A 23,596-nucleotide genomic window follows, 5' to 3' on the forward strand; every position below is an offset into this window, starting at 1 on the left:
AAAAAACGGCGTTAGGACCACCAGTGAGAGATACCGGCGATACCCTGAGCGCCGGTACGCCAGGCTTGCTCAAGCTGAGCTTCACCGACTCCACCCAAAGCGTAAACCGGTAACGGGCAACGCTCTACCAAAGCGTTGAATTTCTCCCATCCCAGTGGATTCGCATCTGGATGCGAGGCTGTTGCCAGTACCGGCGAGAGGGTGACGAAATCAAGCCCCAAGCGAGCTGCCTGAGCCAGTTCCTCGGCGTTATGGCAGGATGCACTCAACCAGCGGCCTTTGAACTGCCCGCGACTATCCAGCGCCATCAACCGTCGGCTGTTCAGGTGAAGAGACTGCGCACCGAGCTGGTGGGCCTGCTCCATAGAGGTATTAAGCACCACGTTAGCACCCAATGGCTCGCAGAGCTTCACGGCCCGGCCATAGAGATCCGCCATCCGGGACTGATCTCCGTTTGGATCACGTACCATGAACAGGCGCTGACCACCCTGCAATGCGCGGGTGATATTCGCTTCCAATTGAAAGGAGGTGGATTCCACGCCGGTAATCAACAGCTGCTCAGGGAGCTGAGCTGCACGGATAATGGGGTGATTAGCCGCCGGGAACGGGTATCGGTCAAGATCGGAAGGGACCACCCATTCAATCGGCTGCCCCTCACACCCTCTCGCTTCACCGGCAAAACCGGATACCAGCCAGACATCCAGCAGGACTGACTTGTCACTGTAGTCGTGGGCGATCCGGATCAGGGGCCGGGCCTGACGAACAGCGATGCCCAGCTCCTCTTCAAGCTCACGGGAGAGCGCCTGCTCCACAGGCTCTTCTGGCTCCACCTTACCGCCGGGAAACTCCCAGAGCCCACCCTGATGCTGGTGATCCGCGCGTTTAGCAATGAGAATGCGCCCCTGCGGATTACGAATAACCGCTGCGGCCACATGGACCCGTTTTCTGCCCGGCATAGAGATCGATCAGCTGCGGTAGTCTGCGTTGATATGGACGTAGTCGGTGGACAGATCAGTGGTCCAGACCGACTCCCAGCTATGTCCCCGCTTGAGCACGACGTGGATCAGGATCTCTTCTCCGTTCATAACGGCCTGGCCCTGCTCCTCGGTATACCCGGCTGCTCGTCCGCCTTGCTCCACGATGCAGACATCATTGAGGTAGATCTCCAGCGCCTCTAGATCCAGGTCCTGTACACCGGCACGCCCGACACAGGCCAGAATACGTCCCCAGTTCGGATCAGACGCATAGAGTGCCGTTTTCACCAACGGAGAATGAGCAATAGTGTAGGCAACCGAGAGCGCCTCTTCTGAATCACGCGCCTGCTCAACGCGCACTTCAACAAACTTGGTGGCACCTTCACCATCGCGAACAATGGCATGGGCCAGATCCAGCATGACCTTGTTCAGTGCATTGACGAAAAGTCCCGCCAACTCACCGCCGGCATCGATCTCAACGCCGCTCTTGCCAGTGGCCACCAGCACACAGGAATCATTGGTAGAGGTATCCCCATCCACGGTAATCCGGTTGAAGGAGCGCTCCGCGGCCTCGCTTAACCAGCGCTGTAACAGCGCCTGATCAACCGCCGCGTCGGTCGCCACATAGCCCAACATGGTGGCCATATTGGGCATAATCATACCAGCGCCCTTGGAGATACCGGTGATAGTGACGGTCTTGCCCTGGTACTCGAACTGCTCACACGCGGCTTTCGGGCGGGTGTCCGTGGTCATAATGCCATGGGAGGCATCAAGCCAGTTCTCCTCACTCAGATTCTCGATAGCCGCATCCATAGCACCGATAATCTTGTTCACCGGCAGCGGTTCACCAATAACACCGGTGGAAAACGGCAGCACTGCCGTTGGACTCACGCCGCACCGACTGGCCAGTTCTTCGCAGCAGCGAGTCGCGTCAGTCATACCCTGAGCACCGGTCCCGGCGTTGGCATTTCCTGTGTTGGTCAGCAGGTAACGCGGCTGCTCAGCCTTCAGATGTTTCTTGCTCAGCGTCACCGGCGCCGCACAAAACGCGTTCTTGGTGAACACACCTGCGACCGTCGCGCCTTCGCAGATCTCCATCACGACCACATCACGGCGACCCGGCTTTTTGATACCCGCCGATGCCACCCCAATTCGAAACCCCGGCACGGGCTTGAGTGCCGGCAATGTGTCAGGACCCACCGCCATGACCTATCCTCTGCTGATTACTGAACGCGTTGCTGTTGGATCACTATAGACCACGGGCCGGTCAGAGACGGCCGTGGCACTGTTTGTATTTCTTGCCCGAGCCACAGGGGCAGGGATCATTACGCCCAACCTTGGGCTGGTCACGGACAACGGTTTTCGGCGCTTCTGCACCCTCTTCTTCCGGCTGCGGCTCGGCTTGCTCCCTTTCCTGGGCAACGGCGGAACTCTGGTCATGCTGGAAGTTCATCTGCTGACGTTCAGCCTGCTCGCGACGCTCACGCTCCATGGCTTCCACATCCTCCGGCTGACGCACTTTAACGTGGCTCAGGATACGGATCACATCGCGCTTTATATTTTCAAGCAGGTTCTGGAACAGGCTAAACGCTTCGCGCTTGTATTCCTGCTTGGGGTTTTTCTGGGCATAGCCGCGCAGATGGATCCCCTGACGCAGCAGATCCATGGTCTGCAGGTGTTCTTTCCACAGCGTATCCAGCACCTGGAGCATCACCTGCTTCTCGAACATGCGCATGGTCTCGGTACCGACCTGCTCTTCCTTGCTACGATATTCGTTAACGATCGCCTCATGGATACGCTCACGTAGCGGCTCCTCATGCAGGCTTTCATCGTCATCCAGCCACTGCTGAACCGGCAAGACAACCGCGAACTCGCTCTCCAGAGACTTTTGCAGCCCCTCCACATCCCAGGTTTCGGCCAAGCTCTGGGGCGGAATATGCTCATCGATAACGCCATCCACGACTTCCGTGCGGATCGCATCAACCGTCTCGGAAATATCATCAGTCGCCATGATCTCGTTGCGCTGGTCATACACCACCGAACGCTGATCGTTGGACACATCATCATATTCCAGCAGGGTTTTACGGATATCGAAGTTGCGCCCCTCAACCTTACGTTGAGCTTTCTCGATGGCGTTGCTGACCATCTTGTGCTCGATCGCCTCGCCCTTCTCCATACCCAGCGCCTGCATAAACTGGCGCACGCGGTCAGACGCGAAGATACGCATCAGGTCATCTTCCAACGACAGGAAGAAGCGGGATGAACCGGGATCCCCCTGGCGGCCGGCGCGGCCACGCAGCTGGTTATCGATACGGCGAGACTCATGGCGCTCTGTACCGATGATATGCAGACCGCCTGCTTCAATCACGGTATCGTGACGCTTACGCCACTCCTCCACGGCCTGATCCACCTCGGTTTGAGTGCTGTCTTCAGCCAGGGCTTCAAGCTCTGCTTCGAGCTTGCCGCCAAGCTTGATATCAGTACCACGCCCCGCCATGTTAGTTGCTATGGTGACCGCTCCGGGACGACCCGCCTCGGCGATAATCTGCGCCTCACGCTCATGGTTCTTGGCGTTCAGAACGTTATGCGCAATGCCCTCTTTCTTAAGCAGTGCAGAGATCAGCTCTGAAGACTCAACTGAGGCGGTACCCACCAGCACTGGCTTGTTGTTCTCCTGGCAGTAGCGAATCTCCTTGACGATTGCCTCGTACTTCTCCTGCATGGTCAGGTAGACAAGGTCATTGTAGTCGATACGGGCGATAGGGCGGTTGGTGGGGATAACCACCACATCCAGACCATAGATCTGGCGTAGCTCGAACGCTTCCGTATCGGCGGTCCCGGTCATGCCGGAGAGTTTTTCATAGAGGCGGAAATAGTTCTGGAAGGTGGTGGACGCCAGGGTCTGGCTTTCCTGTTGAATATTGACTCCTTCCTTGGCTTCCACAGCCTGATGCAAGCCCTCGGACCAGCGGCGACCGGGCATTACACGACCGGTGTGCTCATCGACAATAACCACCTGTCCGCCCTGGACGATGTAATCCTTGTCGCGCTGGAACAGGTAGTGCGCCCGCAGACCCGCCAGCACATGATGCAGCAGATTAAGGTTTTGCGGGGCGTAAAGGCTCTCACCCTCCTGTAGCAGGCCCGCCTTGATCAGCAGCTCTTCTACCAGCTGGTGACCGGCTTCGGTGAGTTCTACGGTGCGGTTTTTCTCATCCACCGTGAAGTGTTCATCGATCACCTGTTCGGCATCTTTCGGATCCACTTCACCGAAGAACTGTTTGAGTTCCGGGATCAGCTGATTCACGGCACGATAGGTCTCGGAGCTGTCCTCAGCCGGACCGGAGATGATCAGCGGAGTTCGTGCTTCATCAATCAGGATGGAGTCCACTTCATCGACTACGGCGTAGTGGAAGTCGCGCTGCACCTTGTCTTCGATGCTGAACGCCATGTTGTCCCGCAGGTAATCGAAACCGAATTCGTTGTTGGTGCCGTAGGTGATATCACTGTTATATGCGGCACGCTTCTCCTCCGGACTCTGACCCGACAGGATAACGCCGACCGTAAGGCCCAGCCCTTCGTACAGCGGGCGCATCCAGTCCGCGTCGCGGCTGGCCAGGTAGTCGTTGACCGTCACAACATGGACGCCGCGGGCGGGCAACGCGTTCAGGTATACGGCCAAGGTTGCAACCAGCGTTTTACCCTCACCGGTTTTCATCTCGGCAACCTTGCCGTCGTCCAGCGCCATACCACCGATGAGCTGTACATCGAAGTGACGCATACCCATGATCCGCTTGGACGCCTCACGTACGGTAGCAAAAGCTTCCGGTAACAGCTGGTCCAGGCTTTCACCCTCCTCAAGCCGCTTGCGGAAGCTTTCGGTCTGCGCTTTGAGCTCCTCATCGGAGAGTTTCTCCAACTCCGGTTCGAGGGCATTGATCTGCTTGACGATCCGCCCCATCCGTTTGAGTTCGCGATCGTTCTTACTTCCGAAAACTTTCTTGAGTAGTGATGTCAGCATAATTCGACTTTTAACCGGTTGAATGCAAAGCGGATCGCCCCATCCCTGAGGGGAGCGACGGACCATTCTACCTATATTGGGACGGAGAGTAGAATGCCAAGCGCAAAGAAATAGACTTATGGGTTAGACGGACAAAAAAACGGGGCCTTTTGCTGGGCCCCGTTACTGTATTTGGTTAGTGCTGCGGAATCAAAGTGCCGCCGCCGGACGCTGATACGAGATCGGCGAAGGCTGCTGCTCATCCTCAAAGGTCACCACTTCAAAGGCGTCTTCGGTTTTCAGCAGTTTGCGCAACAGCAGGTTGTTGAGATGATGACCCGACTTGTAGCCATAGAACTCGCCGATCAGGCTTTTACCCAACAGGTAAAGATCACCCACCGCATCGAGAATCTTGTGCTTTACGAATTCGTCATCGTAACGCAGCCCTTCGTCATTGAGCACTCGGTAGTCATCAACCACGATGGCGTTATCGAAACTACCACCAAGCACCAGATTCTGGGAGCGCAAATACTCGATATCACGCATAAAGCCGAAGGTACGCGCCCGGCTCACTTCCTTAACGAACGAAGTACTGGAGAAATCCAGGCTCGCGGTTTTGTTACGAGTGGCGAAGGCGGGATGATCGAAATCGATACAAAAACCGACCTTGAAACCATCGAACGGCTTGAAGGTCGCGGTTTTCCCTTCGTTCTCGACCGTCACTTCCTTCTTGATGCGGATAAACTGCTTGGGCGCATCCTGCTCCTGGATTCCGGCGGACTGAACCAGGAAGACGAATGGCGCGGCGCTGCCGTCCATGATCGGTACCTCTTCCGAGCTCAGCTCCACAACCAGGTTGTCGATCCCCAGACCGGCCAGCGCTGACAGCAGGTGTTCAACAGTGGCCACGCGGACCCCGTTGCTCGACAGGTTGGTGGACAGCGTTGTGTCGACCACATTCAGAGCCGACGCCTGGATATCCACTGACGGCTCCAGATCGGTACGGCGGAACACAATCCCGGTATTCTCCGCAGCCGGCTTCAGAGTCAGGTAAACTTTCTGGCCGGTGTGAAGACCGATCCCGGTCGCTTTGATGCTGTTTTTGAGTGTCCGCTGTCTGATCATCCGTCTCGCCGTCAGTTGGTCGTTAAATAACGGCTTATCGTAACAAAAATGTGATAAGCCCACCACTTAACTCAGTTATCTAAATCAGTCGGCCTGACGACGCAGGAACGTAGGAATATCCAGCATTCCATAGTCACTTTCGTCGCGCCCACTTTCACTGCTCTTGCGCTCGCCCGGCTTTTCGATCAGCGCTTCTTCGCGCTGACGGCGCAGGATGGTGGGCAGCTCAATCTGGTCCAGGTCCAGGGAGCCGTCCGGCTTGCGGCCATTGCCCTGCTTGGAGTGGACCACGCGCAGGTTGGCATCCTCACCACGATCCAGGCCGGTGGCTACTACGGTGACCTTGATATCGTCACCAAGTTCCGGATCGATCACGGTACCCACCACGATAGTTGCATCATCGGAGGCATACTCTTCGACGATGTTACCCACCTCGGTGAACTCACCCAGGCTCAGATCTTCGCCGGCTGCGATGTTGACCAGAATACCGCTGGCCCCTTTCAGGTCGATATCTTCCAGCAGCGGACTGCGAATCGCCTGCTCCGCCGCTTCCTGGGCGCGGTTGTCACCGCGCGCGACAGCAGTGCCCATCATCGCCATCCCCATTTCGGACATCACGGTACGCACATCGGCAAAGTCCACGTTGATCATGCCGGGGCGTGTGATCAGGTCCGCAATCCCCTGGACCGCGCCTTTCAGCACGTTGTTGGCTGCACTGAATGCGTTGATCAGGGAGCAGTTTTTGCCCAGCACCTGCATCAGTTTTTCATTGGGGATGATGATCAGGGAGTCCACATTGCCCCGCAGCTCCTTGATGCCCTCTTCCGCGATCTTCATGCGCTTGCGCCCTTCAAACGGGAACGGCTTGGTCACCACCGCCACGGTGAGCACACCGAGCTCGCGCGCTATTTCAGCCACAATCGGCGCGGCGCCGGTTCCGGTACCACCGCCCATACCCGCTGTGATAAAGACCATATCAGCCCCTTCCAGCGCTTCGGCGATCCGCTCGCGGTCCTCAAGCGCTGCTGTACGGCCCACTTCCGGGTTGGCCCCGGCACCCAGACCCTTGGTCAGCTCACCGCCGATGTGCAGCGAAACGCGGGAGGCCATTTTGCTCAGTGCCTGTGCGTCGGTATTGGCGCAGACAAATTCAACGCCTTCCACGGCATTATCGACCATGTACTGGACGGCGTTGCCGCCACCACCGCCAACACCCACGACCTTGATGACCGCGTTCTGCTGGATATTTTCAATCAGTTCGAATTCCATTGTTTTCCTCCCCGCCAGCGCCTGCCCATACCTTCCGGCGTCTGGCATTAAAGCGTTGAATTGTTTTAGAAATTACCCTGTAACCAGGCCTTGATGCGGTGCAAAAGGCCTGGTCCCGACACACCTTTTATCTTCACATCCGCCTCCTGTTGAATACGTTCCGGTTCGGCCGGGCCGTGATCGGCCCGGGCGTAATGCAAAAGCCCGATACCCGTGGCGTAGATCGGGTTACTCAGCAGATCTTCCATACCGCGTACGCCTTGAGGACGAGCCAATCGAACCGGCATGTGGAAAATCTCCTCCGCCAGTTCCACCGCGCCTTCCATCTTGGCCGTACCGCCGGTAAGAACGATCCCCGCCGCTACCAGATCTTCAAATCCGCTGCGCCGCAGCTCCGCCTGCACCAGCGTGAACAACTCCTCATACCGGGGCTCGACCACCTCGGCCAAAGCCTGCCGAGACAGGTCCCGCGCCGGACGGTCGCCGACACTGGGCACTTTGATCATCTCTTCCGGGCGCGCCAGCTGAGCCAGCGCACAGGCGTATTTGATCTTGAGCTGTTCCGCGTTGACGGTGGGCGTCCGCAGCGCCATGGCGATATCGTTGGTGACCTGATCCCCGGCAATGGGGATTACCGCCGTATGGCGAATCGCCCCGCCGGTAAAGACCGCGATATCGGTAGTGCCCCCACCGATATCCACCAGGCACACGCCGAGATCCTTTTCATCATCAGTCAGCACCGAGTAGCTGGAAGCCAGCTGCTCCAGCACCACGGCTTCCACCTCCAGACCACATCGACGAATACATTTCTCAATGTTCTGGACCGCATTGATCGCCCCACAGACCAGATGCACCTTGGCTTCCAGACGAACGCCGGACATACCCAGAGGCTCACGGATCCCCTCCTGATGATCGATCAGGTACTCCTGGGGCAAAATGTGAAGAATCTTCTGATCCGCCGGAATCGCCACCGCCCGGGCCGCGTCGATCACCCGCTCCAGATCATAATCAGACACCTCACGGTCTCTCACGGCCACGATGCCATGCGAGTTATGACTGCTTATGTGGCTGCCTGCGATCCCCACGGTCACCGAGTGGATCTTGCAGCCGGCCATCAGTTCAGCCTCCTCCACCGCACGCTGAATGGAGTGCACGGTGGATTCGATATTCACCACCACTCCCCGTTTCAGACCGCGCGACGGATGTGAGCCGACACCAACAATTTCAATCGCGCCGGTGTCGGTGATCTCACCGACCAGACACACCACCTTGGAGGTGCCGATATCCAGCGCAACGATCATGTTACTTTGGCTCATAGCCCCTTTATCCTGCATTTTCACTGTTCTCTTCGGCTCGCCAGCGTACGGCGATACCGTTGGTGTAACGAATGTCGATCTGCTCAATCTGCTCGGCACGCTCGGCCAGCTCAAGCTGATATACGGCCAGGAAACGGCGTAATCGTGGTATTAACTGCTCACGCCCGGCCACAACCTTGATCCCGTTCCGCAACTCCAGCGTCCAGGCACCACGCGCTTCCAACGTCAGCCCATCCAGTTTCAGGCCCGTGGCCGCGAACATCCGGTTCAGGTCGTGGAACTGTTCCATGATCCGAACCGTCTCGTGGGCAGGCCCGCTAAGCATCGGCAACGACCGATATTCCGGTTTCAACTCGGGCCAGAAGATGTCGCCTTGATGATTCAACAAGCCCTTGTCGCCCCAGCGCGCTACCGGAACCTCTTCCACCAGATCAACGCGAAGTGCCGGCGGCCACTGCCGGCTGATCCCGGCGTCATGCACCCATGGGTCGCGAATCACGGCCTCACGCAACTGCTCCAGATCCAGCTCCAGTAACGCGGCATTCAATTCCTGCTCCAGCCCCTGCGCGATGGACTGCTTATCCAGGTGCCGTGTCGCGCCGGATACGTGAATCTGTGTGACCGGTTGGTCCAGCCAGCGCCAGATATCACGCACTGATGAACTGAGGATGCCGAGAAACACCACCAGCAACGTCAGCAATACGAACGGGCGCCAGTACCAATCCGCATCCATGGCGGCACGCTCTTCCCGTGCCGGACGTGCCACGGCACCAGATGGACGCGTCTTAGCTTCCTCCTGCTGGCGTTGTTTCCATGGCAACGTCATCAACATGATCAGTCCTCCCGACGCTCAGCGGGCAGATCCAGTGCCGCGCTTTCTGCGATACGAACAACCAGCTCTTCAAAGCTGATACCCGCTTCACGCGCTGCCATCGGTACCAGGCTGTGGTCGGTCATTCCCGGCGCCGTGTTCACCTCCAGCAGCTGAAAATACCCCTGCTCGTCAAGCATCACATCAACACGCCCCCAGCCCCGGCAGCCGACTGTTTCAAACGCGTCTTCCACCAGCTGTTTCAGCTCGGCCTCTTCGCTTTGGCTGAGCTGTGTATCAAACAGATAGCGAGTGTCATCAGCCTCATATTTGGCATTGAAATCATAAAAGGCATGAGGCGTTTCGAGACGGATGATCGGCAAAGCCTTGCCGTCGAGAATCGCGACTGTATATTCCGGGCCGCTGATCCAACGTTCGGCCAATACGCCGGAATCGAATGCCTGCGCCTGCTTGACCGCTTCGGCGAGCTCACTCTCATCGCTCACCCGCGCCATGCCAATGCTTGATCCCTCATGAATCGGTTTAATCATGAGTGGATAGCCCAGGCGTTTGCCCACGGCAGACAGGTCACTTTGACTGTCCACCCGTTCAAAGCCCGGCGTGCTCATGCCCGCACCGGCCCATAACCATTTGGTTCGCAGCTTATCCATGCCAATCGCCGAGGCCGCAACTCCGCTTCCGGTGTAGGGCCGGCCCATCATCTCCAGCGCCCCCTGTATAACACCATCCTCACCACCGCGACCGTGCAGAATCAGAAAAGCACGATCAAACGCGGCGCCCATCAACTGAGCCAGTGGCTTTTGGCCCTCACCGCCCAGGTCGATGCCGAAGGCATCGACACCGGCGCTTAACAGCCCTTTCAGTACCTGAGCACCACTTTTCAGCGATACCGGACGCTCGGCAGACTCTCCACCATAAATGACAGCGACCCGCCCCAAAGCGCTTGCTCGCTGCTGATCGATCTTGAACTCAGTCATCACGTCCTCCCTGGCTGCTCAAGTCCCGCTGTGCGAGGTCATGGGAGATCGCTGTCACACTGCCCGCCCCTTGAGTGAGCAGCAGGTCACCCGGTTGTAATAGATTACGCAGCACGTCGGGCAGTTCGGCCGTGTCTTCCACAAAGACCGGCTCCTTGCCGCGCTGACGGATACTGCGGCATAAACTGCGGCTGTCCGCCCCCGGAATAGCGGGCTCACCGGCCGAGTAGACATTCAGCATGACCAACTGATCCACACCCTGCAGCACCTGCACAAAATCCTCATAAAGATCGCGGGTTCGCGTGTAGCGATGGGGTTGATACACCATCACCAGACGCCGGTCCGGCCAGCCGTCTCGCACCGCGTTGATTACCGCCTGAACCTCACGGGGGTGGTGTCCATAATCATCGACCAGAGTGACCGAGCCACCATCCACAGGCAGCTCCGCAAGAATCTGGAACCGCCGTCCGACCCCCTGGAACGCCTCCAACGCCTTGCAGATTGCCTCATCATCCACGCCTTCATCGGTGGCCACCGCTATCGCTGCCAGCGCATTAAGCACGTTGTGCCGACCCGGCATATTCAGGGTCACGTCCAGGTCGCTCAGACCATCCGGCCGGCTTACCCGAAAACGGCTGCGGAACCCATCCTGCTCCAGATCCAGGGCCCGGAAATCAGCTTCTTCATTAAAGCCATAGGTCAGCGTGGGTCTGCCCACATCTGGCAGAATTTCGCACACGACCGGATCATCGGTGCACATGACGGCAAGACCGTAAAACGGCAGATGATGCAGGAAGCTGACAAAGGTCTGCTTGAGTTTATTGAAGTCCCCCTCGTAGGTGTCCATATGGTCAGCATCGATATTGGTTACGATCGCCACCATCGGCTGCAGATGCAGAAAGGACGCATCACTCTCATCCGCTTCCGCCACCAGGTACCGGGAACCACCCAGCTGCGCATTAGTTCCGGCACTGGTCAGTCGACCGCCGATCACGAAGGTAGGGTCCTTGCCCGCTTGAGCCAGAATCGATGCAACCAGGCTCGTGGTCGTGGTCTTGCCGTGGGTTCCCGCCACGGCGATGCCATGGCGGTAGCGCATCAGCTCCGCCAGCATCTCGGCACGGCGAACCACCGGAGTACGCTGCTCCCGTGCGGCTGCCACTTCAGGGTTTTCATCACCCACCGCCGAGGAGATCACTACCACATCGGCACCGCTGATATTGTCGGCGCTGTGACCAATAAAAATTCGTGCCCCAAGGCCCTCCAGGCGAGCGGTGGTAGCTGATGCTTTAACATCAGAGCCACTAATCCGATATCCCTGGTTAAGCAGCACCTCGGCAATACCGCACATCCCGACGCCGCCAATGCCCACAAAGTGGATCTGACGAATACGCCGCATCTCGGGTACTTCGTACTCTCTGATCGCCTCTTGCGCCGCTTTCACTTCATTACCTCCAGACATACCCGGGCCACCTGTTCACCGGCATCCGCTCGTGCCAGGGCTTTTGCCGCCCCGGCCATTTGCAGCAATTTGTCCCGGTCGCTCAACTCCGTCAGCAGTTCGCTCAGGCGCTGCGCAGTCAGCTCGCTCTGTTTCGCTCTCACACCACCGCCCGCTTCACTGATAAAACCGGCGTTGGCAGTTTGATGGTCATCAATGGCGTTCGGCAGCGGAATCAGGATCGATGCCACGCCGGCTATGGCCAGCTCACTGACTGTCAACGCTCCCGCCCGACAGATCACCAGATCCGCCCAGGCGTAAGCTTCATCCATCTTTTCAATAAAGGGGACCGGCTCAATCTCCAGGCCGGCCTTCTTGTATGCGGCTTTGGCATCATCGATATTGCGTTTACCGGCCTGATGCCAGACCTGCGGGCGTGCCGCTTCCGGCATCTGCGCCAAGGCCTGTGGCAGCAACTCATTGATGGCCCGTGCCCCCAGACTCCCGCCCACAACAAGCAGACGCACCGGCCCTTCACGTTGTTGGTAACGCTCCCGGGGATCAGCCAGCTGCAGAATCGGCCCGCGCACGGGGTTGCCGGTCACATCCCCCTTATCCCGGCCACCAAACGCGCCCGGAAACGCCTGCAAAACACGGGTGGCATAGCGTGAAAGAATCCTATTCGTGGTTCCCGCGACTGCATTCTGCTCATGGATAACCAGGGGAATCCGGCTCAGCCAGGCCATGATTCCGCCGGGACCTGATGCAAATCCTCCCATGCCCAGGACCGAGTCGGGCCGCACCCGGCGGATAACACGCCACGCCTGCCAGAGCGCCAGCAACAGTTTGAACGGTGCCAACAGCTGGCTGGCGCGGCTTTTGCCACGGAATCCCTGGATCGAAATGCAGTGCAACGGGATGCCCGCACGGGGCACAACATCGGCCTCAATACCAGCGGCAGTCCCCAACCACTGCACATCTACCCCTTGCGCTCGCAGGACATCCGCCGTCGCCAGCGCCGGAAATACGTGGCCGCCGGTGCCGCCAGCCATAATCAGAACTCGCCGCTGTTGACGCGCCTTAGACATGACGCTCCCCCTTGGCTTTGCGTGACCCGCCCGCCGCAGTGGCCGGCAAACCGAGACGCCGGCGTTTAAGCTCAAAGTCGATTCGCTGGACGATCGCTATCATGCCGCAGCACACCAACAGACTACTGCCGCCATAGCTCAGCAGCGGCAACGTCAAACCTTTGGTAGGCAGGGCTCCCACGTTGACTCCGATATTGATCATCGCCTGCCCGGCAATAATGAAACCGAAACCGTAGCTGACGTAGGCCATGAAAAACTGCTTCAGTTTCTCCGCCTGGCGCCCGATCAGGAAAATACGTGCGACCAAAACACCGTAGAGCAGGCAGACCAGCAGAGCCCCAACCATGCCCAGCTCTTCGGCCAGTACCGAGTAAACGAAATCGGTATGAGCTTCAGGCAGGTAGAACAGCTTCTGAACGCTGTTACCCAGCCCTGCACCCAACCAGTCACCGCGGCCAAACGCAATCTGAGCCTGAGACAGTTGATAGCCGGCACCAAACGGGTCGGCCCAGGGGTCGGTAAAGGTTTTCAGGCGCTCCAGACGATAGGGCTGTGCCACGGCCAGCGCACCCACCAGCCCGATAGCGGCACCAACCAGAATAAAGAACTGGGTCGGGCGCATCCCGCCGAGAAAGATCATACCCATCACAGCGCCCATCAAAACGACAGTGGCGCCATAGTCCGGCTCCATAATCAGTACGAACACATAGAGTGCCAATGGGAATGCCGGTTTGATCACGCCCCACCAGGTGCTTCGAACCTCACCGAGTCGTCGCACCAGGTAGCCGCTCATAAACAGCACCATACACACCTTGGCGATCTCAGAAGCCTGAAGGTTCACCGGCCCCAGCCCGATCCAACGCCGACTGCCGTTAACCTCGCGGCCAATACCGGGAATCAGCACGATGGTCAGCAAAACCAGGCCGGCAAACAGCAGCGGAACCCCAAAGCGTTCCCAGAAACGTACGGGAATCATCATCGTTACCGCAGCCCCAATCAGGGCCAGCACCATAAAGCTGCCGTGACGAACAATAAAGTAACCCGCGGAACCGAAATTTTTGGCCGCAACATCCATGGACGCCGAGGTAATCATGACAAATCCGATCAAAATCAGACTCAGCGTGGACAACATCAGCCAGGGATCGAACGGCAACACCCCCGCGGGCGCTGCCGGTGCCCCTAAGGTTTTCCAGCGTTCAGGAAGAGACAGTCCAATCTTGGGCATTCTGAGCCGAGGGATCGTCAGTCGCATGGCAGTCCCTCCACCGCTTCAACAAACACCCGACCCCGCTCGGGGTAACCTGAATACATATCAAAGCTGGCACAGGCCGGTGATAGCAGTACAACATCGCCCGGACGTGCCAGCGCCCTGGCTTGTTGCACCGCATCGGTCATATCAGCCGCAAAATGACTGGGCACCGAGGACACATCTGCAGCAATCTGCTGTGCATCCCGTCCTATCAATACCAGTGCACGCCCCAGTTTTCCCATGGGCGCAGAGAGCTCAGAAAAGGCCTGCTCTTTACCGACCCCTCCAGCAATCAGGACGATGCGCCCATCGGGCCCCAGCGTATCGCCCAGGCCACGGAGTGCGGCCAGCGTTGCTCCCACGTTGGTCCCCTTGGAGTCGTTAAACCAACTCAGCCCCGCCTTATCCGCCACCCACTGACAACGATGTTCGAGGCCCGAGAACGCTTTTATCGCTTCCAGCATGGCAGGTATCGGCAGTCCAACAGCCTCGCCCAACGCCAGGGCGGCCAGCGCATTGGCCTGATTATGGCTGCCGCGGACCTTCATCTGCGACACCGGCATCAACGGCTCCAACCCTTTAGCAAGCCAGTTCTCGCCTGATTTTTCCAGCAGGCCGTACTGGCCCAGATCGGGCTTGCCGAGCCCAAAGCTGATTCGCTCTGCGCCCTGCGGTAGCAATGGCTGGGTCAGTGGATCATCGCGGTTTTCAACCGCCCAGTGACAACCGCGATAAATTCGGTGTTTGGCCGCGTGATAGGCGGGTATATCCGGGTACCGGTCCAGGTGATCGGGGCTGATATTCAGTACGGTCGCCGCATCGGCCCGCAGGTTATGGGTGGTTTCCAACTGGAAACTGGACAGCTCAAGCACGTAGAGCTCCGCATTTTCATCCAGAAGATCCAGCGCCGGCGTGCCCAAGTTGCCACCAACTTTGACCTTAACCCCAGCCGCCTCGGCCATCTCGCCCACCAGTGTGGTCACGGTACTCTTAGCGTTGGAGCCCGTGATCGCAACAATCGGCGCTTTGGCCTCGGCCCTGAACAGATCTATATCACCACTCAGCGCGACCCCGGCTTTAACGGCAGCTTGTATCGCCGGATCCGACTGCGCGACACCGGGACTCAGCAGAATCTCATCAACGCGAGACAGCAGCGCCGCATCCAGAGGACCGGTAAATACTTCGATCTGTGGATAATCCCGGCGCATACTGTCAAGGCCCGGTGGTTGTTCACGCGTATCGCACACAAAGAAAGGCAGGCCTCGACGCGCCAGATAGCGCACGCAGGCAAGCCCGGTCTGACCCAGACCGACCACCGCTCTTCTTTTATCTGTTGCGATCAGGCTCATATTCTGACTCACCGAATCTTCAGCGTGGCCAGCCCGATCAGGACCAGCACCACGGTAATTATCCAGAACCGCACGATAACGCGTGGTTCCGGCCAGCCTTTTAACTCGAAATGGTGATGGATCGGCGCCATCCGAAAGATGCGACGCCCCGTCAGCTTGAATGAGGCGACCTGCAGGATCACCGAAACAGTTTCCATCACGAAGACACCGCCCATGATCACCAGCACCAGTTCCTGGCGCACGATCACGGCGATCACACCCAGCACGGCGCCCAGTGCCAACGCGCCCACATCACCCATGAACACCTGAGCCGGATAGGTGTTGAACCAGAGAAAGCCCAGCCCGGCCCCGACAATGCCACCACACAGGATGATCAACTCACCCGCACCCGCCACATAGGGGATATGCAGGTAGTTGGCAAACTGAATGTGGCCACTCAGATAGGCAAAAATCGCCAACGCACCGGCGACCATCACCGTGGGCATGATCGCCAGACCATCAAGGCCGTCCGTCAGATTCACGGCATTGGAGCTACCCACGATGACGAAGTAGGTGAACACAACGAAGAAGAGCCCCATTTCCAGAGAGAACTCCTTGATGAACGGCAATATCAGCTGCGTCTCCACCGGGCTTTGGGCCGAGGCATACAGCAAGATGGCGGCACCCAGACCGCCGACGGACTGCCACAGATACTTCCAGCGTGCAGGCAGTCCACGTGGATTTTTTTCCACCACCTTGCGCCAGTCATCGACCCAACCTACAGCCCCAAAAATCAGCAGGACGCCGAGCGTAATCCAGACATAACGGTTACTCAGGTCGCTCCATAGCAGGGTACTGATGGCGATCGACAGGATAATCAAAGCGCCCCCCATGGTCGGGGTTCCGGCTTTGCTCAGGTGGCTTTGCGGGCCATCATCCCGCACCGCCTGCCCGATCTGTTTCATTTTCAGGTGCGCGATCAGGCGTGGGCCGATAAACAGTGAGAGGCCGAGCGCCGTCAAAACACCCAGAATGCCACGCAGCGTGATATAGCCGAATACGGTAAATCCGCTGTAGAACTGGGACAGAAACTCGGTCAATAAAAGTAGCATTGGTTATTTCTCTCCCTCTTGCAGAGCCTTGACCGCTCTATCCATTCCCGCACTGCGCGAACCTTTGATCAGCAGGGTGCCTGATGTTAAATCGAGCCTGTGCAATGCAGCCTCCAGGCTCTGAAAATCGTCGAAATGCTCACAGTCACAGCCTTTCAGGCGCGCCCGGGCAGTGACATGACGGGACAGGTTGCCGGTACTCCAGACCCGCTCAATCCCGCGTGTACCCGCATAGTCCCCCAGGGCACCATGCAGATCCGCTGCCTCACTCCCAAGCTCCGCCATATCGCCCAGAATCAACGTGCGCGGCCCCGGGAGCGATGCCAGCACATCAATAGCGGCTCTGACCGAGCCGGGGTTGGCGTTGTAGCTGTCATCCACCAACAGAGCCCCCCTGGACAGCCGCAGCGGTGATAACCGTCCAGCCACGGGCTTGAAGGCCTGCAACCCAGCCACTGCCTCTTTCAGGGGCAGGCCTGCAGCGACCCAAGCCGCCGCCGCCGCTGCCGCATTCGACAGGTTATGCCGCCCCATCACCGCAAGCTGAACCGGCACAGCCTCGCCCCTGTACTCAAGGTTGAACGTCCAACATCCGTTGTCACCCAGGCGGGCCGATGACACCTGAATTTCAGCCGGCCGACCATCCACGGAAAAACGTATGAAACGACGTCCCAGCGTTTCCAGTTTCTTGAGCCAGACATCGGCGTAGGGATCATCGGCGTTGACCACGCCGCAACCGCCTTCGGACAGCCCCTGGAAGATCTCCCCCTTGGCCTGAACGATATTTTCCAGCGAGCCGAACCCCTCCAGATGTGCGCCCTGAACGTTAGTCAGAATGGCGACCTGCGGCATAGCCATCGCCGTGGTTCGGGCAATTTCACCAAGGGCACTGGCACCCAGCTCAATCACGGCAAACTGATCTGCCCCGGACAGACGCAGCAGAGTCAGAGGCACACCGATCTCGTTGTTCAGGTTGCCCCGTGTCGCCATCACCTGCCCACGCGTTGCCAGCATGGAGGCGAGCATCTCCTTGACACTGGTTTTACCGCTACTGCCGGTAACGGCAAAAACCGGGCCTGCAAATGCCCGTCGGTTGTGAGCCCCCAGCTCACCGAGGGCGGATAGGGTGTCGGCGACAACCAACTGCGGCAGTGCCTGATCGACAGCATGGTCGACCACGGCGGCCACAGCCCCCTTCCCAATGGCGTCGCCGACATAATCGTGGGCATCAAAACGCGGCCCCTTGAGAGCCACGAACAGATCGCCCTTTTCAATATGGCGCGTATCGGTGGACACGCCGCTGCAACGGATATCGCCATCGATACCCACAGTGGACGCGCCCAGCACTTCAACAAGGCGTTGCAGGAGGAAGTCTGCCAGCATCTGTCGACTCATTGTCCGGCCCTCCCGTGCAGGGCATCAAGCGCCACCTCCTGATCGCTGAAATGGGACCGTACTCCGTCAATTTCCTGGTAGGTTTCATGACCTTTGCCGGCCAGCAGGACCAGATCCGCGGGTGCAGCCTGCTCGATGCTCCTACGGATAGCCGTGGCACGATCCGGCTCCACATGGAGGGGTACGCCCTCCCCGACACCGTCTTTAATCATCTCAATAATCCTGCCGGGATTTTCGGAGCGCGGATTATCGCTGGTCAGAACCACTTCGTCAGCACCTTGTGAGGCGATCTTGCCCATCAGTGCCCGTTTAGCCATGTCGCGATCCCCGCCACAGCCAAATACCACCCACAAGCGACTCTGTTCATCCATATGTTCTCGCACGCCTTCGATCGCTTTTTTCAGCGCATCCGGCGTGTGGGCGTAGTCCACAATCACGGTGGGCGCCCCAGCCACTGATAGCCGCTCCATACGGCCACTGACCGACTCCAGAGACGCCACGGCAGTGGCAATATTGCTAAGCTCAAAGCCCAGACCACCGAGAACGGCACAGACGAGCAGCAGGTTGCTGACATTAAAAGCACCGAGCAAAGGCGCCGCGACCAGCACCTCCCCCCAGGGCGTGCGCAGCTCAAACATCAACCCCTGCGGGCGCAGCTCGATCCGGTCCGCAAACACCTGCACCGAGCTGTCGCAGGTCGAGAATCCGATCCGTTCGCCGCCGGCCGGGCACTGCTCAGCCAACAAGCGAGCACCTTCGGCATCATCTGCATTTAACACCTGTATCGGCGCACCGTAGTCGTTAAACAAGCGCGCCTTGGCACGGGCATAGCCCTGCATATCGCCGTGATAGTCCAGGTGGTCATGGGTCAGGTTGGTGTATCCCGTCGCAGCAAACTGGACACCGGCAACACGGCTTTGATCCAGTGCGTGGCTTGAAACCTCCATAACCACCGCCTCAGCGCCCTCGGCATACAATCGTGCCAACTCCGCATGCAAACTGATGGCATCGGGCGTTGTATGGGTAGCCTCGCGCAACTGTCCCGGGAAGCCATTCCCCACCGTACCGATTAAGGCCGTTCGCCGACCGCACTGATTCATGGCCTGGGCCAGATAATGGGCACAGGAGGTCTTTCCGTTAGTCCCTGTGATGCCAATCACCCGCATTCTGCGGCTCGGCTCCCCGTAAAACCGGCTTGCCGCCAAGCCGATCTGAGTGGGCAGATCAGCCATGCGAAGGACCGGAATTTCGAAGTTGAGCGCTTCAGTTTCATTAACTTCAGCACTATCAACAATGGCTGCGACGGCTCCCTTATCCGCCGCTTGCGCTATAAAGTCGACACCGCGATGGCGTGTACCTGAACGGGCAAAAAACAGATCCCCCGGACGCACGCAACGGCTGTCCTGGCAAACCCCGGAAACGCGCAATGCCGCAAGCTGTTGCGGCACATGGCTGAGCAGGTCTTCCAGGTGATATTCGATACGATGTGTCATCGCTGCACCACCTGTTGTTTGTCACTGTCCGGCCAGTCATCAGGCGGCACATTCAGTAACCGCAGTGCACCGGCGGCTACCCGGGAGAACACGGGCGCGGCCACTTCGCCACCATAGTATTCCTGCCCCTTGGGGTTATCGATCATCACTGCCATCACAATTCGGGGGTTGGATGCCGGCGCCATACCGGAAAATACGGAGACATAGCGGTCTGATGCATATCCACCGCCACTGGCTTTATGTGACGTGCCGGTTTTACCGGCGATCCGATAACCCGTCACCGCGGCGCGGCGCCCGGTCCCCTGCGGTGTGATCACGGTCTCCATCATTGCCAGCACCTGGTCGGCGATCTGCTCCGGCATCACTCTGCGACTCTCGGTATGCGCCACATCATCAACACGTAGCAACGACACAGGCTTCTGGACCCCGCCATTCGCCAGTGGCAGGTAGGAATGCGCCAGCTGCAATGGCGTCACAGAGAGACCGTATCCGTAGGACAGCGTGGCGCGCTCCACGGTCTGACGCTCGCTGAGAAACGGCAGTGTACCGGTGCGTTCGCCAGGGAACCCGGTCCCGCTTACCTGCCCCAAGCCCAGGTTATGCATCACGTTACGAATGGCGTCCGGCGCCATATCCAGCGCCAGACGCGTGACACCCACATTGCTCGATTTGGTGATAATGCCGGTCAGATCCAGCTCGCCGTAGTTGCGATGGTCGCGGATGGTAGCACTGCGGACACGGATGTAGCCCGGTGAGGTATCAAGCACCGTTTTCGGGGTATAACGACCGGTCATTAACGCCGTAGCCACGGTGATCGGCTTCATCGTGGAGCCCGGCTCAAAGATGTCGGTCATGGCCCGGTTTCTGAGCGCCGAGGTCAACAGGTTGCTGCGATCATTGGGGTTATAGGAGGGCTGATTCACCATGGCCAGCACCTCCCCGGTGTGCACATCAAGCACGACAACGGAGCCTGAATCCGCCTGATGGGTCGAGACTGCATCCTTCAGCTCGCGATAAGCCATATACTGCAGGCGCAGATCGATGCTCAGCGCAAGATCTTTACCCGGCTGTGCCGGTGCCAGAGAGCGGATATGTTTGATCGTGCGGCCGGTCCGGTCCTTCATGACCAGCTTGCGCCCGGGCTCGCCGCGCAGCCAGTCGTTATAGGCAAGTTCCAAGCCTTCCTGGCCCTCGCCATCCACACTGGTAAAACCCACCAGATGTGTCGCCACTTCCGCCGCGGGATAGTAGCGCTTGTACTCCTGATCCACATGAATACCGGGAATACCCAGCGCAGAAACCTGTTCCGCCAACTCGGGCGTTACCTGACGCTTGAGGTAGAGAAAACGGCGTTCCCTATCCTCATTAAGCGCTCTGAGCAGCTCTTCACGAGACGTGTCCAGCAACTGTGCAAGGGCACGTATTCGGGTATTACCCACATCGGCCATTTTCGGATCAGCCCAGATCGTTGCGACCGGGGCGCTGACAGCGAGCGGATCGCCATTACGATCCGTAATCAAGCCGCGATGAGCGGGTAGCAGCATGGTTCTAAGTGTTCTAGCATCGCCCTGGCTGCGCAGAAACTCCTGCTCCTCGGTGGATAGCGAGAGCATTTTCGCCAGGATTACGACGACGATCAGCACCAACAGGACGAACACCAGCCAGAGCCGCCAGCCCCGTGCCGCCATTGCCTGAATTGTCTGCTTATCGCTGTCCATGACGCACTATCTCGATGTTTTCCGGTTGCGGTACTTTCATCGCCAGCTTTTTGTCGGCCAGCGTCTCGACCCGGTTGTTTGAGCTCCAGGCACTCTCTTCAAGCAGCAGCTGCCCCCACTCCACCTGCAACTCATCACCCTGTTCGCTCAACACCTGATGCTGGTTGAACAGACGCCGGTACTCATAGGCGGAGTAGATCACCATCAACGCCGATCCCACCACTGCCAGCATCAGACACAAAAGCAGAGCGGCTGGTTTCAGCAGATCTGCAGCACCCAGCATGCGCCCCTCCAGAGGCGCCGTACTGCCATCGCCGCCTTCCAGCGCGGGCTGGCTCAGCCAGACATCCCGCAGTGCTTTAAAAAACTCCAGCGGCTTCATGCCGTTTTTACCGCCACACGCATTACCGCGCTGCGAGCGCGGGGGTTCGCATCAAGCTCTGCCTTTGACGCCTTGAACGCCTTACCCAACGATTTAAGCCGCTGGTTAAGCATCTCCTGCGTCACCGGTATTCCCGGCGGCAGGTGCTCATCGCCTTTCACATACTTGCGGATAAAACGTTTGACCAGACGATCTTCCAGCGAGTGGAAGCTGATCACGACCAAGCGCCCACCTACGGCCAACACCTCCAGCGCTTGGGCCAGCACTTGCTCGATGTCGTCCAGTTCCCGGTTGATATGGATACGAATCCCCTGAAAAGCGCGCGTTGCCGGATTTTTACCTTTTTCCCAACGGGGGTTAGCCTCGGCGATAATTTTGGCCAACCGAGCCGTTGTCGTGATTGGCTCTTCTGCCCGGGCCTGAACCACCGCCCGAGCCATGCGGCGGGAAAATTTTTCCTCGCCGTAGGTAAACAACACGTCGGCAATCTCCGCTTCCGGCGCGCGATTGATCCAGTCAGCCGCACTTTCACCACAACTGGTATCCATCCGCATATCCAGCGGACCATCGTTAAGAAAACTAAAACCTCGTTCCGGGTCATCCAGCTGGGGTGAACTCACCCCCAAATCCAGCAACACGCCGGACACCTGCCCGACAAGACCTTCCGCCTCGATAAACTTTTCCAATTCCGAGAAGGAGCCGTGCCGGATCATAAAACGCTCATCGTCAGCGAAGGCGGCCTGGGCATACTGAATCGCCTGCGGGTCCTTATCGATCGCCATCAGACGACCTTTTTCACTAAGCTGAGCCAGAATGCGGCGTGAATGCCCCCCGCGACCGAAGGTGCCATCCACATAAAACCCGTCGGGATCAGCCACCAGGGAGCTCACAGCCTCTTCCAGCAGCACGGTTTTATGGCTGAATTCCTGTGGCATCTCGGCCCAACCCCTTATCTATAAAGAAAGTGTCTGCAATTCCTCCGGCAACTCCGCATCCGCGTCCATCTCCTGCAGATACTCATCCCGGGTTTCGTTCCAGAGTGTTTCACTCCAGATTTCAAACTTGCGGCCCTGACCGATCAGGACAATATGCTTTTCCAAACCGGCGTATTCACGCAACGGAGCCGGTAGCAGCAAGCGCCCGGCGCCATCCATATCCAGCTCTGTGGCATGACCCATCAGCAGGCGTTTAAAGCGCTTAACGGCCGGCTTCAGATCGGGCAGCGCATCAAGCTTGGCTTCAATCTCAAACCACTCGGGTTCCGGGTAAAGCGTCAGACAGCGGGTGTTGGTATCGATTGTGGCGACCATCTTTCCATCGCAGTAATCCTTGATCGACTCGCGATAGCGTGCCGGGATCGCCATGCGCCCCTTGCCATCGAGATTGATCGGATTGACTCCGCGGAACATTATCCCCACCGGGAACTCCAAAATAACCCACTTTCACCCACTACTAACCACTATGCGACACTATAGGTATCCAAGCTACCCAAATCAAGGTTATTCAGGTGCGCTGACAGCCTGTGGTTTGCAGTGGGACTTGGACCTAGGTTCATTTAAGTTGAAAAGCGCTCAACCCTAGAGTTTGAGAGAGATGGAGAGTAGTTGGATAGATTGTTCTATTCATTCGCTTTTCAGCAAATACGGACTTTTCTGCAAAAGCTACCTATGAGTTTCGAATGCAAAAAACTAATTTAAACAAAGAAGAGAATATTGGCTTAAATTTGAAACAGGTATGAAATTCAAGTTGTAACGAAAAGTTAAAACCCAAATGTATAGCATCGATATTCGAGACACCGGTAGCTAGGGAAATGGGATGGACTCCCCCTCCTATGGCATTTATGTGCCAGATTGGTAGTTGACTCAACCAATCGTAAAGAAGGAGCCCATCATGGAAA

General features: G+C 58.1%; 19 protein-coding genes. All 19 read right to left on the minus strand.

Going from position 1 to position 23,596, the window contains the following annotated elements; translation table 11 throughout:
• Positions 1-11: 11 nt before the first annotated feature.
• The 19 genes from G403_RS0106430 to mraZ all read right to left on the minus strand — a co-directional run bounded on the left by G403_RS0106430 (position 12) and on the right by mraZ (position 23,108).
• The gene (locus G403_RS0106430) at positions 12-956 is read right to left on the minus strand and encodes a Nudix family hydrolase (RefSeq protein WP_027853266.1); all 945 of its coding nucleotides are present in this window, start codon (positions 954-956) and stop codon (positions 12-14) included.
• A 9-nt stretch (positions 957-965) separates the two neighbouring features.
• The gene (gene argJ, locus G403_RS0106435) at positions 966-2,180 is read right to left on the minus strand and encodes a bifunctional glutamate N-acetyltransferase/amino-acid acetyltransferase ArgJ (RefSeq protein WP_027853267.1); all 1,215 of its coding nucleotides are present in this window, start codon (positions 2,178-2,180) and stop codon (positions 966-968) included.
• 61 nt (positions 2,181-2,241) lie between these two features.
• Complete coding sequence (gene secA / locus G403_RS0106440; RefSeq protein WP_027853268.1) at positions 2,242-4,995, minus strand: preprotein translocase subunit SecA; 2,754 nt, start codon at positions 4,993-4,995, stop codon at positions 2,242-2,244.
• Between the two features lie 189 nt (positions 4,996-5,184).
• Positions 5,185-6,099, minus strand: coding sequence for a UDP-3-O-acyl-N-acetylglucosamine deacetylase (gene lpxC / locus G403_RS0106445; protein WP_027853269.1), 915 nt, complete (start codon positions 6,097-6,099; stop codon positions 5,185-5,187).
• Between the two features lie 84 nt (positions 6,100-6,183).
• Positions 6,184-7,368, minus strand: coding sequence for a cell division protein FtsZ (gene ftsZ, locus G403_RS0106450; RefSeq protein WP_036232787.1), 1,185 nt, complete (start codon positions 7,366-7,368; stop codon positions 6,184-6,186).
• A 65-nt stretch (positions 7,369-7,433) separates the two neighbouring features.
• Positions 7,434-8,684, minus strand: a complete 1,251-nt coding sequence (gene ftsA / locus G403_RS0106455) for a cell division protein FtsA (protein ID WP_036232792.1) — start codon at positions 8,682-8,684, stop codon at positions 7,434-7,436.
• Positions 8,685-8,691: 7 nt separating this feature from the next.
• Positions 8,692-9,516, minus strand: a complete 825-nt coding sequence (locus G403_RS22430; protein WP_245578211.1) for a cell division protein FtsQ/DivIB — start codon at positions 9,514-9,516, stop codon at positions 8,692-8,694.
• A gap of 2 nt (positions 9,517-9,518) precedes the next feature.
• On the minus strand, positions 9,519-10,493 hold the full coding sequence (locus G403_RS22435) for a D-alanine--D-alanine ligase (RefSeq protein WP_051298627.1): 975 nt from the start codon (positions 10,491-10,493) through the stop codon (positions 9,519-9,521).
• Complete coding sequence (murC, locus tag G403_RS0106470) at positions 10,486-11,955, minus strand: UDP-N-acetylmuramate--L-alanine ligase (protein WP_036232796.1); 1,470 nt, start codon at positions 11,953-11,955, stop codon at positions 10,486-10,488. Before murC ends, G403_RS22435 begins: the two co-directional genes overlap by 8 nt.
• Entirely contained in the window at positions 11,934-13,022 is a 1,089-nt protein-coding gene (gene murG / locus G403_RS0106475; RefSeq protein WP_027853273.1) for an undecaprenyldiphospho-muramoylpentapeptide beta-N-acetylglucosaminyltransferase, read from the minus strand. Before murG ends, murC begins: the two co-directional genes overlap by 22 nt.
• Positions 13,015-14,154: a putative lipid II flippase FtsW gene (gene ftsW, locus G403_RS22440; RefSeq protein ID WP_245578214.1), complete on the minus strand. Its 1,140-nt coding sequence runs from the start codon at positions 14,152-14,154 to the stop codon at positions 13,015-13,017. The genes murG and ftsW overlap by 8 nt, the downstream gene beginning before the upstream one ends.
• 110 nt (positions 14,155-14,264) lie before the next feature.
• Positions 14,265-15,620 carry a UDP-N-acetylmuramoyl-L-alanine--D-glutamate ligase gene (gene murD / locus G403_RS0106485; protein WP_027853274.1) on the minus strand — a complete coding sequence of 452 codons (1,356 nt, stop codon included), beginning with the start codon at positions 15,618-15,620 and terminating at the stop codon, positions 14,265-14,267.
• A gap of 8 nt (positions 15,621-15,628) precedes the next feature.
• Complete coding sequence (gene mraY, locus G403_RS0106490; protein ID WP_027853275.1) at positions 15,629-16,711, minus strand: phospho-N-acetylmuramoyl-pentapeptide-transferase; 1,083 nt, start codon at positions 16,709-16,711, stop codon at positions 15,629-15,631.
• 3 nt (positions 16,712-16,714) lie between these two features.
• Positions 16,715-18,106, minus strand: a complete 1,392-nt coding sequence (locus G403_RS0106495) for a UDP-N-acetylmuramoyl-tripeptide--D-alanyl-D-alanine ligase (RefSeq protein ID WP_245578212.1) — start codon at positions 18,104-18,106, stop codon at positions 16,715-16,717.
• A complete protein-coding gene (locus tag G403_RS0106500) occupies positions 18,103-19,599 on the minus strand; it encodes a UDP-N-acetylmuramoyl-L-alanyl-D-glutamate--2,6-diaminopimelate ligase (protein WP_036232798.1) in 1,497 nt (498 codons plus the stop codon). The genes G403_RS0106495 and G403_RS0106500 overlap by 4 nt, the downstream gene beginning before the upstream one ends.
• Positions 19,596-21,317 (minus strand): peptidoglycan D,D-transpeptidase FtsI family protein, encoded by a 1,722-nt coding sequence (locus tag G403_RS0106505; RefSeq protein ID WP_084403958.1) that lies wholly within the window; start codon positions 21,315-21,317, stop codon positions 19,596-19,598. Before G403_RS0106505 ends, G403_RS0106500 begins: the two co-directional genes overlap by 4 nt.
• Positions 21,304-21,699, minus strand: a complete 396-nt coding sequence (gene ftsL / locus G403_RS22445; protein WP_051298629.1) for a cell division protein FtsL — start codon at positions 21,697-21,699, stop codon at positions 21,304-21,306. Before ftsL ends, G403_RS0106505 begins: the two co-directional genes overlap by 14 nt.
• A complete protein-coding gene (gene rsmH, locus G403_RS0106515) occupies positions 21,696-22,634 on the minus strand; it encodes a 16S rRNA (cytosine(1402)-N(4))-methyltransferase RsmH (protein ID WP_027853279.1) in 939 nt (312 codons plus the stop codon). Before rsmH ends, ftsL begins: the two co-directional genes overlap by 4 nt.
• Positions 22,635-22,652: 18 nt before the next feature.
• Positions 22,653-23,108, minus strand: coding sequence for a division/cell wall cluster transcriptional repressor MraZ (gene mraZ / locus G403_RS0106520; RefSeq protein ID WP_027853280.1), 456 nt, complete (start codon positions 23,106-23,108; stop codon positions 22,653-22,655).
• Between the last annotated feature and the right edge of the window lie 488 nt (positions 23,109-23,596).

The organism is Marinobacterium litorale DSM 23545, from assembly GCF_000428985.1.
Lineage (GTDB): Bacteria > Pseudomonadota > Gammaproteobacteria > Pseudomonadales > Balneatricaceae > Marinobacterium_D > Marinobacterium_D litorale.